This is a genomic window from Micrococcus sp. KRD128 (assembly GCF_017168395.1).
Classification (GTDB): Bacteria; Actinomycetota; Actinomycetes; order Actinomycetales; family Micrococcaceae; genus Micrococcus; species Micrococcus luteus.
Genome location: NZ_JABFAX010000015.1, coordinates 143,039 through 156,171, shown reverse-complemented (window position 1 = coordinate 156,171; position 13,133 = coordinate 143,039). Strand labels below are relative to the sequence as shown.

At 73.5% G+C, this 13,133-nt stretch carries 9 protein-coding genes and 1 pseudogene; 5 read left to right on the top strand and 5 right to left on the bottom strand.

Translation table 11 applies throughout. The features are described from left to right. Positions 1–106: 106 nt before the first annotated feature. The 3 genes from thiC to J1M44_RS06910 all read left to right on the top strand — a co-directional run bounded on the left by thiC (position 107) and on the right by J1M44_RS06910 (position 4,350). Complete coding sequence (thiC, locus tag J1M44_RS06920) at positions 107–1,930, top strand: phosphomethylpyrimidine synthase ThiC (protein WP_206480795.1); 1,824 nt, start codon at positions 107–109, stop codon at positions 1,928–1,930. A gap of 203 nt (positions 1,931–2,133) precedes the next feature. Then, entirely contained in the window at positions 2,134–2,871 is a 738-nt protein-coding gene (locus tag J1M44_RS06915) for a DNA-3-methyladenine glycosylase I (RefSeq protein WP_206480794.1), read from the top strand. Between the two features lie 63 nt (positions 2,872–2,934). Then, a complete protein-coding gene (locus J1M44_RS06910; protein ID WP_206480793.1) occupies positions 2,935–4,350 on the top strand; it encodes an NAD-dependent succinate-semialdehyde dehydrogenase in 1,416 nt (471 codons plus the stop codon). A 149-nt stretch (positions 4,351–4,499) separates the two neighbouring features. Here J1M44_RS06910 and J1M44_RS11950 read toward each other — a convergent pair whose 3' ends face one another. From J1M44_RS11950 to putP, 3 genes and pseudogenes are all read right to left on the bottom strand, one after another. Continuing rightward, entirely contained in the window at positions 4,500–4,634 is a 135-nt protein-coding gene (locus J1M44_RS11950) for a hypothetical protein (RefSeq protein WP_342356583.1), read from the bottom strand. 286 nt (positions 4,635–4,920) lie between these two features. Then, positions 4,921–5,112 (bottom strand): annotated as a pseudogene (locus J1M44_RS11945) (2'-5' RNA ligase family protein); the annotation flags it as partial. Beyond that, a complete protein-coding gene (gene putP, locus J1M44_RS06900) occupies positions 5,112–6,746 on the bottom strand; it encodes a sodium/proline symporter PutP (RefSeq protein ID WP_136940890.1) in 1,635 nt (544 codons plus the stop codon). The gene putP and the pseudogene J1M44_RS11945, both read right to left, overlap by 1 nt. A 97-nt stretch (positions 6,747–6,843) precedes the next feature. On the opposite strand from putP, the gene hrpA reads away from it, so the two are divergent. After that, positions 6,844–10,947, top strand: a complete 4,104-nt coding sequence (hrpA, locus tag J1M44_RS06895; protein WP_145031974.1) for an ATP-dependent RNA helicase HrpA — start codon at positions 6,844–6,846, stop codon at positions 10,945–10,947. Positions 10,948–10,971: 24 nt separating this feature from the next. Here hrpA and J1M44_RS06890 read toward each other — a convergent pair whose 3' ends face one another. Both J1M44_RS06890 and J1M44_RS06885 read right to left on the bottom strand, forming a co-directional pair. After that, entirely contained in the window at positions 10,972–11,400 is a 429-nt protein-coding gene (locus J1M44_RS06890) for an HIT family protein (RefSeq protein WP_049160060.1), read from the bottom strand. 44 nt (positions 11,401–11,444) lie between these two features. Continuing rightward, the gene (locus tag J1M44_RS06885) at positions 11,445–12,572 is read right to left on the bottom strand and encodes a sulfurtransferase (RefSeq protein WP_060774643.1); all 1,128 of its coding nucleotides are present in this window, start codon (positions 12,570–12,572) and stop codon (positions 11,445–11,447) included. 110 nt (positions 12,573–12,682) lie between these two features. Here J1M44_RS06885 and J1M44_RS06880 point away from each other — a divergent pair, with 110 nt between their 5' ends. Then, positions 12,683–13,129, top strand: a complete 447-nt coding sequence (locus J1M44_RS06880) for a Fur family transcriptional regulator (RefSeq protein ID WP_049160055.1) — start codon at positions 12,683–12,685, stop codon at positions 13,127–13,129. The last annotated feature ends 4 nt before the right edge of the window (positions 13,130–13,133 follow it).

The following is a 13,133-nucleotide window of genomic DNA, read 5'->3' as shown; positions in this document are numbered from 1 at the left end:
ATCCCACGGGAGCCCCACGGCACGGGGCTGAGACCGGGCTGACGCCGCCCGGAGACCGTCTGAACCTGTCCGGGTCATTCCGGCGAAGGAAGAAGGAGCCGCGGCCATGTCCGTTTCCGAGCGCACCCCCCTGCCCGCAGCCGAGTCGACGGCCGAGGTCGTCGCCGAGGAGAACTACCCCACGCACCGTCTGGGCTGGCTCGAGGATGCCGAGCACGGCATCCGCGTGCCCGTCACCGAGGTCCACCAGGACGACTCCCCCGACGGCACGCCCAACGCGCCCCTGACCGTCTACCGCACCACGGGCCCGGGCTCCGTGCCCGAGCGCGGCCTGCCCGCCCAGCGCGCCGAGTGGATCCGCGCCCGCGGCGACGTCGAGGAGTACGAGGGCCGCGAGCGCGACCTGCTCGACGACGGCCGCTCGGCCGTGCGCCGCGGCGCCGCCTCGCAGGAGTGGGCCGGCGAGCGCCGCGCCCCGCTGCGCGCCCAGGAGGGCGCGCGCGTCACCCAGATGCACTACGCCCGGCGCGGCGAGATCACCCCGGAGATGCGCTACGTCGCCCTGCGCGAGGGCGTGGACGTGGAACTGGTGCGCTCCGAGGTCGCTGCCGGCCGCGCCATCATCCCGGCGAACGTGAACCACCCCGAGTCGGAGCCGATGATCATCGGCAAGGCGTTCGCCGTGAAGGTCAACGCGAACATCGGCAACTCGGCGGTGACATCGTCGATCGCCGAGGAGGTCTCGAAGCTGCAGTGGGCCACCCGCTGGGGCGCGGACACCGTGATGGACCTGTCCACGGGCGACGACATCCACACCACCCGCGAGTGGATCCTGCGCAACTCCCCCGTGCCGATCGGCACCGTGCCGATCTACCAGGCCCTCGAGAAGGTCGGCGGCGACCACCAGGCCCTGACCTGGGAGATCTTCCGCGACACCGTGATCGAGCAGTGCGAGCAGGGCGTGGACTACATGACCGTGCACGCCGGCGTGCTGCTGCGCCACGTGCCGCTGTCCGCGGACCGCGTCACCGGCATCGTCTCCCGCGGCGGCTCGATCATGGCCGGCTGGTGCCTGGGCCACCACAAGGAGAACTTCCTCTACGAGAACTACGACGAGCTCTGCGAGATCTTCGCGCGCTACGACGTCGCGTTCTCCCTGGGCGACGGCCTGCGGCCGGGCTCCGTGGCCGACGCCAACGACGCCGCCCAGTTCGCCGAGCTCGACACGCTGGCCGAGCTGACGGAGCGGGCGTGGGCGTACGACGTGCAGGTCATGGTGGAGGGCCCCGGCCACATCCCGCTGCACCTGGTGCGGGAGAACGTGGAGCGCCAGCAGGAGCTGTGCAAGGGCGCCCCGTTCTACACGCTCGGCCCCCTCGTCACGGACATCGCCCCGGCGTACGACCACATCACCTCGGCCATCGGCGCCACCGAGATCGCCCGCTACGGCACCGCGATGCTCTGCTACGTCACGCCCAAGGAGCACCTGGGCCTGCCGAACCGGGACGACGTGAAGACGGGTGTGATCACCTACAAGATCGCCGCGCACGCCGCCGACGTCGCCAAGGGCCACCCCGGCGCCCGCGACCGCGACGACGCGCTGTCCAAGGCGCGCTTCGAGTTCCGCTGGCGCGACCAGTTCGGCCTCGGCCTGGACCCCCAGCTCGCCGAGGAGTACCACGACGAGACGCTGCCGGCCGAGCCCGCGAAGACCGCCCACTTCTGCTCGATGTGCGGGCCGAAGTTCTGCTCCATGCGCATCAGCCAGGACATCCGCAGCGAGTTCGGCGGCGCGTCCGAGCAGGCGCGGATCGCCGAGGCCGGCATGGCCGCCAAGTCCGCGGAGTTCCGGGCCGCCGGCGGGTCCGTGTACCTGCCGGAACCGAGCCTGCGCCGGCCCGAGGGGGACGCGGTGCTCGCGAGGGACTGAGCGGTCCGTGCCGCGGCGCGAAGGCCAGGACTCCGGCTCCGCGACCACGTCCACGAGCCCCCACGTGACTGCCCTCCCTGGCAGGGCGGCTCGAGTGACGAGGTCCGGCTGTGCCTCCTGCACAGGTGTCCGCAGACGGCGTGGCGTCCCCGGGCGTCGCGTTCCGGCTCCGGATGTCCGGGGCCGCTCCTAGGCTCGGGTGCATGAGCGCGCACCACGCCGACGACAGCCTCCCCACCCCCGCCGAGGATCCACCGGCGGGCGGGCGACAGGCGCCACCGAGTGGCGTCGTCGTGGGTGAGGACGGGCGAGCTCGCCCGCCGTGGGCGGCACGGGATCCGCTGCTGCGGGAGTACTACGACACGGAGTGGGGCCTGCCCGTCACGGACGAGCAGGGCCTGTTCGAGCGTCTCGTGCTCGAGGCGTTCCAGTCGGGCCTGAGCTGGCGGACCGTCCTGGCCAAGCGGCCGCGGTTCCGGGAGGTGTTCGCGGGCTTCGACCCGGACGCCGTCGCGGCGTTCGGGGACGCGGAGGTCGAGGCGCTGCTGGCGGACCCCGGCATCATCCGGAACCGGCGCAAGATCGAGGCCGCGATCGCGAACGCACAAGCCGTCGTCGGGATGCGCGGCGAGCGGTTTGCCCCGCTGCACCCGGGCTCCCCCGGCGCGGGCCCCGCCTGGCACGGCGACGGCGACCGGCCGGCCCGCGGCCTGCCGGGGCTGGTCTGGACTCACCAGCCTGCCGCGACCCCACGGCCGGAGACGGTGGCGCAGGTCCCCTCCACCTCGGACGAGTCGCGCGCGCTCGCGAGGGCGCTGAAGGCGCACGGCTGCCGATTCGTGGGGCCGACCACGTGCTTCGCCCTGATGGAGGCCGCCGGGATCGTGGACACCCACCTTCTCGGCTCCTGGCGAAGAGGGGCGTCCGGGATCTGGGAGTGAGCGGGGGCCTCCGGCAGGATGGGGACCTCAACGCAGGACGTCCACACGAAAGGGTGACGACTGATGACCACCACCTCCGCCTCTCAGGGCTACCGCGCGATCAACCCGGCCACCGGGGAGCTGCTGAAGTCCTTCGACAACGCCACGGATCAGCAGATCGCCGACGCCCTCGACGCCTCGCAGGCCGCCTACGAGCAGTGGTCCCAGAAGTCGGTGGCCGAGCGGGCCGCCGTCGTGAAGCGGATCTCCGAGCTACTGGCCGAGCGCTCCAAGGACATCGCCGCGCTGATCACCACGGAGATGGGCAAGTCTCTCGGCGCGGCAGTCGGCGAGGTGCGCTACGGCGCCCAGATCTTCGGGTACTACGCGGACGAGGCCGAGGAGCTGCTCGCGGACCAGCGGATCAAGCAGTTCTCCGGGCAGGAGGCGTTCATCCAGAGGCTGCCGATCGGCCCGCTGCTGGGGATCATGCCGTGGAACTTCCCGGTGTACCAGGTGGCCCGTTTCGTGGCGCCGAACCTCGTGCTCGGCAACACCATCCTGCTGAAGCACGCCGAGATCAACCCGCAGGTGGCGCAGCTGCTGGAAGAGCTCTTCACCGAGGCCGGACTGCCGGAGGGCGTGTACCAGAACGTGTTCGCCACCCATGACCAGATCTCCACGATCATCGCCGATCCGCGCGTGCAGGGCGTGTCCCTCACCGGTTCGGAGCGGGCCGGCGCCGCCGTCGCCGAGCAGGCCGGCCGGCACCTCAAGAAGGTCGTCCTCGAGCTCGGCGGCTCCGATCCGTACATCGTGCTCTCCGCGCCGGACGCCCGCGCGGCCGCCCGCGACGCACTGGCCACCCGGATGGGCAACTGGGGCCAGGCCTGCAACTCGAACAAGCGCATGATCGTCATGGAGGACATCTACGACGACTTCGTGGACGAGCTGGTCCAGCGCTCCTCGGCGATGAAGCCCGGCGACCCGACCTCGCGTGAGGCCGACGTCTACGGCCCGCTGTCCTCCGAGTCCGCGGCCGACGGGCTCACCGAGCAGATCGCCGCGGCCAAGGAGGCCGGCGCCACCGTCCACGTGGGCGGCGAGCGCGTCTCCGGCCCCGAGGGCGAGGGCTTCTACGTCTCCCCGGCCGTGATCACGGACGTGGACCAGGAGAACCCCGCCTACACGCAGGAGCTGTTCGGCATGGCCGCCGTGGTCTACAAGGTGTCCTCGGCCGAGGAGGCCGTGGCGCTGGCCAACGACTCCCAGTACGGTCTCGGCGGCGCCGTGTTCTCCACGGACCTGGACGAGGCCAAGCGCGTGGCCGGCCAGCTCGAGGTGGGCATGGCGAACGTGAACCTCGCCTCCGCCGCCGGCGCGAACCTGCCCTTCGGCGGCGTGAAGCGCTCGGGCTTCGGCCGCGAGCTCGGCCCCATGGCCGTGGACGAGTTCGCCAACAAGCGCCTGTACGCGGTGCAGGGCCCGCTGGAGGGCTGACCCGGGGCCGGGCTGGCCGGGCGGGTCCCCCGCTCCGGCCGGCCCGTCGGCCGCCTGAGGCACACAGAGTGGTCACGACATGCCGTCACCGGACTCCGGTGACGGCATGTCGTGACCACTCTGTTCGTCGGGGCCTGCCCGTCGGCCCCTCAGCCGCGCAGCGGGACGGTCGCCAGCACCTCGTGCAGCGGCCCGCCGGACCGGCCCTCACCGAGCCGGGACGCCACGACCTCGACCTCGTCGGCGGTCCACTCCGGCCCGCGGTACACGGCGAGCGCGTGCACGGCCTCGGCCAGCAGGACGGTGGCCGGCGCCGGCGGACGGGGCTCGCCCCGCCTCCGACCCCGAGGTCGGGGCGCGGCGCCCGAGACCCGCGCCACGGTGAGGTGGGCGCGCCGGCGGTCCCGGCCGTCGTCGTCGGCGAGCCACGGTTCCGCCAGGAGCGCGCCGAGCTCCCGGACCTGCCCGCCCGCTCGGAGATGGGTATAAGAGACAGCCCATCCAGAGCGTGCGGTGGGAGAACTCCCCCGCCCCGGCCAGATGCAGGTCCAGCGGCGCGTGTCCCGCCGCGATGCGGCCGGCGTCGGCGACGACGTCGTCCACGGCCCCGGCGGGCACCTCCGGGTGGAACGCCAGCGTCAGGTGCCGCTGCTCCCGCTCGGTCCAGCGCAGCGCGCGTCCCGCCCGGTCCCGGACGCCGTCGAGGGCCGGCTCGACGTGGTCGAGCACGGCCCTCGGCGGACGGATCGCGAGGAAGAGCATCACGCCTGCGCGCGCGGATCCGCGGCGGCTGCGGTCGAGCCCCCGGCGGCGTCCCGCGCCATGGTGGCCGGGGCCACGTCCGGGTGCGGCTCGCGGCCGGCCACGATGTCGATCGCGCCGGTGAACTCGGCGTCGATCCGCCGCTGCACGCGGCGCGAGCGCTGGGTCACGAGGGACACCACCACACCCACCACGAGGGCGGCGACGAAGCCCGGCAGCAGCTCGTACAGGCCGAACCACTCCCACGTCTCGGCGCTGGCCTCGGACCACACCCAGGCGACGGCGGCACCGGTGACCATGGCGGCCATCGCCCCCCACGAGGTGAACCGCGGCCAGTACAGGGCGAGCAGGATCACGGGGCCGAAGGCGGCGCCGAAGCCGGCCCACGCGAAGGAGACGAGCTCGAGCACGGAGGAGTCCGGGTTGAGGGCGAGCAGACCCGCCACGAGCGCCACCACCAGCACGCCGATGCGGCCGAGCCACAGGGTGAACGTCGGGGAACCGGTGCGCCCGCGCAGCATGTAGAGGTCCTCCACCAGGGCGGAGGAGCACACGATCAGCTGCGAGGAGAGCGTGGACATGATCGCGGCGAGGACGGCGGCCAGCACCAGGCCGGCCACGAACGGGTGGAACATGATCGAGGCCAGCACGAGGAACACGGTCTCCGGGTCCTCGAGCGTGGTGCCGGGGTTGGCCTGGAAGTAGGCGATGCCCACGAGGGCCACCATCACGGCGCCGAACACGGACAGCGCCATCCAGCCGATGCCCACGCGCCGGGCGACGGCCGCGTCGTGCGGGGTGCGCAGGGCCATGAAGCGGACGATGATGTGCGGCTGGCCGAAGTAGCCCAGGCCCCAGGCGAGGGAGGACAGGACGCCGATCAGCGTCGCGTTCTCGAACATCGAGAAGTGGTTCACTCCGCCGCCGGCGGCGTCGGCGGCGCGGATGCCCTCGACGACGGCGTCCCAGCCGCCCATGGTCAGGATCACGACGATGGGCACGGCCAGCAGGGAGAGGAACATGAGGACGCCCTGGGCCACGTCCGTCAGCGAGGCGCCGAGGAACCCGCCGAACAGGGTGTAGAGCACCGTGATGCCCGCGACCACGAGCATGCCGGTGAGGTAGTTGATGTTGATGCCCTGGGCGTAGAAGGAGTCGGGGCCGAAGGTGGACTCGACGAACTTGCCGCCGGCCACCATGCCCGAGGAGACGTAGAAGGTGAAGAACACGAGGATGATCAGGCCGGCCACGATCCGCAGGATGTGCGTGCGGTCCTTGAACCGGTTCTCGAGGAAGGACGGGATGGTGATCGAGTTCCCGGCCACCTCGGTGTAGGAGCGCAGGCGGGGGGCGACCACGCGCCAGTTCACCCACGCGCCCACGGTCAGGCCGACCGCCATCCAGCCCTCGACCAGGCCCGCGGCGTAGATTGCGCCGGGCAGGCCCATCAGGAGCCACCCGGACATGTCGGACGCGCCCGCGGAGAGCGCCGCGACGGACGGCTTCATGTCGCGTCCGGCGAGCATGTAGTCGTCGAGGTCGGTGTTCTTGCGGGAGGCGTACAGGCCGATCGCGATCATCGCGAGGAAATAGAGGCCGATCGCCGCTAACAGGAAGACGGTGTTCGTGTCCATGGGCTCCAGAGAATCACATCCGGACTCTCAGCCCCAGTCCCGGATCCGTCCCGGCCGGGTCGGCCCGGGCCCCCGCGCGCCTAGGATGGAGGCCGTCATGACGCAGACTCCCCCGCCCTCCACGCCCGCCGCGCAGCCGTCGGCGACGCCCCACGACGCCGCCGCGATCACGTTCCCCGAACACCTGCCGGTGGCGGAGCGCCGTGAGGAGATCATGGCCGCGATCCGCGACCACCAGGTGGTGATCGTCGCGGGCGAGACCGGTTCGGGCAAGACCACGCAGCTGCCGAAGATGTGCCTGGCCCTCGGACTCGGGGAGGCCGGCTCGATCGGCCACACGCAGCCCCGGCGCATCGCCGCCCGCTCCGTGGCCGAACGCATCGCGCACGAGCTGGGCGAGGAGATCGGACAGACGGTCGGCTACCAGGTCCGCTTCACGGCGCAGACCTCGAAGGCCACCCGGGTCAAGGTCATGACGGACGGCATCCTGCTGGCCGAGATCCCCCACGACCCGCAGCTGCGCCGCTACTCCGTGATCATCGTGGACGAGGCCCACGAGCGCAGCCTCAACATCGACTTCCTCCTGGGCTACCTGCGCAACCTGCTGCCCCAGCGCCCGGACCTGAAGGTGATCATCACCTCGGCCACCATCGACCCTGAGCGCTTCGCCCGGCACTTCGGCCGCCCCCTGGCCGAGGGCGAGGACCATGCGGATGCGGTGGAGGCCGACGACGGCGGCCGCGTGGTCCCGGCGCCGATCATCGAGGTCTCGGGCCGCACCTACCCCGTCGAGATCCGCTATCGGCCGCTGACCGACGAGCCCTCCCCCGACGACCCCGAGGACGACGCGGACGACGCCGCCGAGACGCGCGACCCCCTCGACGCGATCGGCGACGCCGTCCTCGAGCTGGCCGCCGAGCCGCCGGGCGACATCCTCGTGTTCCTGCCGGGCGAGCGGGAGATCCGCGAGGCCGCGGACCACCTGACCGGCGTCGTCGCCGGCACCACGCGCCTGGCCGGCACGGAGATCCTGCCGCTGTTCGGTCGCCTGTCCATGGCGGAGCAGCACCGCGTGTTCGGCCGCGCCGGGGCCGGGGTGCGCCGGCGGATCGTGCTGGCCACGAACGTCGCCGAGACCTCCCTGACCGTGCCGGGCATCAAGTACGTGATCGACACGGGCACCGCGCGCATCTCGCGGTACTCCCACCGCACCAAGGTCCAGCGCCTGCCGATCGAGCGCGTCTCCCAGGCCAGCGCGAACCAGCGCGCGGGCCGGTCCGGCCGCACCTCGGACGGCATCGCGATCCGCCTGTACTCGGAGGAGGACTACCTCTCCCGCCCCGAGTTCACGGACCCGGAGATCCTGCGCACCTCCCTGGCCTCGGTGATCCTGCAGATGCTCTCCCTCGGCGTGGCCCGCACCCCGGGCGACGTCAAGGAGTTCCCCTTCGTCCAGCCGCCGGACGGCCGTCAGGTCACCGACGGCGCCACCACGCTCACCGAACTCGGCGCGCTCGAGGCCGGCGGTGCCCGCGCGGGCACCATCACCCGGGTCGGACGCCGCCTGGCCCGTCTGCCGGTGGACCCGCGGCTGGGTCGCATGATCCTCGAGGCCGGTGAGCGCGGCTGCGTCCGGGAGGTCATGGTGATCGCCGCGGCCCTGACCATCCAGGACCCCCGCGAGCGCCCCACGGAGCAGCGTGAGGCCGCGGACGAGCTGCACCGCCGGTTCGCGGACGAGAACTCGGACTTCTCCGCGATCCTGAACCTGTGGGCGTACCTGCGCGAGCGGCAGCAGGAGCTCTCCGGCTCCCAGTTCCGCAAGCTGTGCCGCCGTGAGCACATCAACTGGCTGCGCGTGCAGGAGTGGCAGGACCTGGTGCGCCAGCTGCGCCAGCTCGCCAAGGACGTGGGCCTCACCGTCGAGGCCGGACCCGTGGACCCGGTGGGCCGGCACGAGGCCGTGCACAAGTCCCTGCTCACGGGCCTGCTCTCGCAGATCGGCGCCTACGACGAGCGCCGTCGCGAGTACGCGGGCGCCCGCGGCACCCGCTTCGCCGTGTTCCCCGGCTCCGCCCTGTTCAAGAAGCGCCACCCGTTCGTCATGGCCGCCGAGCTCGTGGAGACCTCCCGGCTGTGGGCGCGCACGGTGGCCCGGATCGAGCCGGAGTGGGCCGAGGAGGTCGCCGGCCACCTTGTCAAGCGGACCTACAACGAGCCGCACTGGTCGCGGCGGGCGGGTTCCGTCGTCGCGCGCGAGAAGGTGACGCTGTTCGGCGTCACCCTGATCCCGGACCGCTCGGTCCGGTACGGCCGGATCGACCCGGAGCTCTCCCGCGAGCTGTTCATCCGGCACGCCCTCGTGGAGGGCGACTGGCGCACGCGCCACCGGTTCTTCGCCCGCAACCGGGCCGCGCTCGAGGAGGTCGACGCCCTCGAGACGCGCCTGCGCCGCCGCGACCTGCGAATCGGGGACGAGGACCTGTTCGCCTTCTACGACGCGCGGATCCCGGGAAACGTCGTCTCCGAGCGGCACTTCGACGCGTGGTGGAAGAAGGCGCGCCAGGATCAGCCGGACCTGCTGGACCTCGACGTCGCCGCCCTGCTCACCCAGGACGCCGAGGACCTGGACACCGACGCGTTCCCCACCACGTTCACGTATCCGATGCCCGGCGGCGACGTGGAGCTCGACCTCGAGTACACGTTCGACCCGACCGGCGCGGCCGGCACCGACGGCGTGACCGTGGCCGTGCCGATCCTGCTGCTCAACCAGGTCTCCCCCGGCCCCTTCGCGTGGCTGGTCCCCGGCCTGCGGGTCGAGCTCGTCACCGCCCTCATCAAGGCGTTGCCCAAGGCCGTGCGCAAGAACCTCGTGCCCGCCCCGGACGTGGCCCAGCAGCTCGTCGCGGACCTCGAGGCCCACGCCGACCCGCTGCGGGACGAGCTGCCGGACGCGCTGTCCGCGGCCGTGCGCCGGGTGCGCGGCGTGGTGGTGGAGCCCGGACTGTGGGCCCCGGACGCGGTGCCCCTGCACCTGCGGATGGACTACCGCGTCGTGGACGCCCGCGGCGCCGTGATGGGCGCCGGCCAGGACCTGCCCGCGCTGCAGGCCCGGCTCGCGCAGGCCAACCGCTCCGCGATCGCCGCCCGGCTCGCCGGCACCGACGACCCCGCCTCGGCCCGGCCGGGGCCGCGCCGCACGGGCCGCGGCGGCCGGGCCCAGGCCGACGGGCGGGCCGGGGCCGAGGGACGCCGTCGCCCGGAGGGCCCCGGGCGGTCCGGCGCGACGCCGGCCTTCGAGGAGCGGCACGGGCTGACCTCATGGAGCATCGGCACGGTGCCGCGGACCGTCTCCACCGCGGCCGGGGCGCGTGGCCCCGCCATCACGGGCTACCCGAGCCTGGTGCCGGAGACCACGCCCGACGGCGGCCCCGCGGCCGGCCTGACCGTGGCCCGGTCCGCGGATGACCAGGCGGCCTGGCACCGGGCCGGGGTGATCCGGCTGCTGCTGGCCACCCTGCCCAGCCCCCAGCGCTACGTGCTGGACCACCTGGACAACCGGGAGAAGCTCACCTTCACCCAGAACCCGCACGGCTCGGTGGACTCCCTCGTCGCGGACTGCACGCAGGCCGCCGTCGACCGTCTCGTCGGGGACGAGCTGCCGTTCGACGAGGCCGCGTTCCGTGCCCTGTTCGACCGGGTGCGGGCCGACCTGATCGACACGGTCTTCGCCGTCACGTCCCTGGTGGAGCAGGTGCTCTCCCGGGCCGCGCAGGTGCGCCGCCGGCTCAAGGGCTCGGTCTCGCTCGCCCTCGCGCCGGCGCTGTCGGACGTGAAGGCGCACCTCGAGCAGCTCGTGTTCCCCGGCTTCGTGGCCGCCACGGGATGGGAGCGGCTGCAGCACCTGCCGCGCTACCTGCAGGGCATCCTGACGCGCCTGGACCGGTTGGACGCCGGCGGCCACCTGCAGCGCGACGGGCAGCACATGGCGGTGGTGCAGGGGCTCGAGGACGAGTTCGACGCCGCCGTCGCGGCCCACCGCGCCCGGTTCGCGGGCACGCCCGTGCCCGCGGAGCTGGAGCGGGTGCGCTGGCTCATCGAGGAGCTGCGCGTCTCGTTCTTCGCCCAGGAGCTGGGCACGGCCGTCTCGGTCTCCGAGAAGCGGGTGCGTCAGGCGCTCGCCCGGGCCACGCGCGCCTGAATCGGGTCCGGGCGGCGCGGCCCGTCAGTCCTGCGGGACGACCTCGCCGTGGCCCAGGTCCCGCAGGGCCGCGCGCAGGCGGGCGGCGGCGTCGTCCAGGTCCGCCGGATCGGGGGCGTTGTCCACGCGGGCCAGGTCGAAGTCGGCGAGCGAGGTGGAGGGCCACACATGCACATGCAGGTGCGGGATCTCGTAGCCGGCGATCATGAGCCCGGCCCGGCGCGCGGAGAACGCCGCCACCTGCGCCTTGCCGATCTGCTGGGCGACCGTCGTCAGGTGCGTGACCAGCGCCGGGTCGACCTCCACCCATTCGTCCACCTCCGCACGGGGCACCACGAGCGTGTGCCCCGGCTGGAGCGGCGCGGCGGACAGGAACGCGACGCATGTCTGGTCCTGCCACACGAAGCGGGCGGGCAGCTCGCCGGCGACGATCCTGCTGAAGACGGTGGCCATGGGGATCCTCCTGAGGGGTCGGCGGGGCGGGGCCCCGGGGGTCGTCAGTCCCGGCCGGACGCGCCGTCGGGCTCGGGGCCGACCGCGACGGCGTTGGACGGGTCCTGGACCCATGCTGACCACGAACCCGGGTAGAGCGCCACTCCGGGTCGCCCCGCGACGGCCAGGGTGAGCACGGCGTGCGCCGCGGTGATGCCCGAACCGCAGTACACGGCCACGGGAGTGGCGTCGTCCACGCCGACGGCGTCGAACCGCTCCGCCAGCTCCGCGGCGGGCCGCAGGCGACCGTCCTCGGCGATGCTCTCCGCCGTGGGCACGTTCCGCGCCCCGGGGATGTGACCGGCCACGGGGTCGAGGGGCTCGACCTCCCCGCGGTAGCGCTCGGCCGCCCGCGCGTCGAGGAGCAGACCGCCGGAGGCCATCGCCTCGGCGCCGGCCGTGTCCACGACGGGCATGCGGCCCCACGACGGCCGGGCGGTGCCGGGCACCGGGATGACCTCGCCGGGCTGCAGGGGCAGGCCCGCGGCGCGCCACGCCTCGAGGCCGCCGTCCAGGAGCACGGAGTCCCGCAGCCCCGCGTGGCGCAGCAGCCACCAGGCGCGCGCGGCGGACAGGCCGTGGTCGTCGTCGTAGACCACGATGGTGTCGCCCTCGTCGATCCCCCACATCCGCACGGTCTCCGCGAACTGGCGCGCGTCCGGCAGGGGGTGGCGCCCCGCCGCCGGACCGGCGTGGCCGGCGAGCTGGCTGGGCAGGGAGACGTAGACGGCGCCGGGCAGATGGCCCTGGAGATAGGCGGCGTGGTCCGGCCCGCCCCCCGTGGCCCGGAACCGGACGTCGAGCAGGATCACCCGGTTCGGGCGGCATCGGCCCGGCTGGGCGTAGGCAGGGCCCCCGGGCACCGGCGGCAGGTCCTCGACGGGGGCCAGGCCGAGCCAGCCGGCCAGCACGTCCACCGTCACCAGGGTGGGCGGCTCGGCGGCCTCGGGATCGACGCCGTCGGTGTCCGCGTCCGGGTCGCCGCCGGCGTCATGGGCCGAGGGCGGGGCCGCCGTGGGCGCCGGGACCACGCGGCCCTGCCTCTCGTCGACGACGATCAGCGGGTCGGGTCGATCGGGGGCGGCGCCGTCGCGGTCCGGGACAGGGGATGGGTCCGGGCTCTCGCTGTGCACCCGGACACCCTACTCCACGCCCCCTTCGGCGCCGCTGATAACCTGGAGGATGGCCCGCGCGGACCCGTTCCGGACCGCGCAAGGAGGCGGCAGCCGCCGCAGAAGGAGTCGTGAGCACCGTGAGCGCCCCCCAGCCCGGCCCCCGCGTCGCCCGTCCCCGGGCGACCCGGCAGAAGGCCGCCGTCGACCGAGCCCTGGACCGCATCCCGGACTTCGTGAGCGCGCAGGAGCTCCATGCCCGCCTCCAGGACCAGGGCGAACGCGTCTCGCTGGCCACGGTGTACCGGACCCTGCAGCAGCAGCTCGACGACGGCCTCGTGGACATGCTCCGCCGCGACGACGGCGAGACCGTGTACCGCCGGTGCGAGGACGAGGGCCACCATCACCACCTGGTGTGCCGGATCTGCTGGACCACCGTCGAGGTCACCGCCCCCCACGTCGAGGCGTGGGCCACCGCCGTCGCCGCGGAGCACGGCTTCACGGACGCGGACCACACGGTGGAGATCACCGGCGTCTGTGCCCGCTGCCGGGCCGAGGGGCGCACCCGCGCGGCCTGACCCC

What these genes read in the sequence shown, in the direction of transcription:
- thiC (WP_206480795.1), top strand. Translation starts at nt 107, where the DNA reads ATGTCCGTTTCCGAGCGCACCCCCCTGCCCGCAGCCGAGTCGACGGCC.
- J1M44_RS06915 (WP_206480794.1), top strand. Translation starts at nt 2,134, where the DNA reads ATGAGCGCGCACCACGCCGACGACAGCCTCCCCACCCCCGCCGAGGAT.
- J1M44_RS06910 (WP_206480793.1), top strand. Translation starts at nt 2,935, where the DNA reads ATGACCACCACCTCCGCCTCTCAGGGCTACCGCGCGATCAACCCGGCC.
- putP (WP_136940890.1), bottom strand. Translation starts at nt 6,746, where the DNA reads ATGGACACGAACACCGTCTTCCTGTTAGCGGCGATCGGCCTCTATTTC.
- hrpA (WP_145031974.1), top strand. Translation starts at nt 6,844, where the DNA reads ATGACGCAGACTCCCCCGCCCTCCACGCCCGCCGCGCAGCCGTCGGCG.
- J1M44_RS06890 (WP_049160060.1), bottom strand. Translation starts at nt 11,400, where the DNA reads ATGGCCACCGTCTTCAGCAGGATCGTCGCCGGCGAGCTGCCCGCCCGC.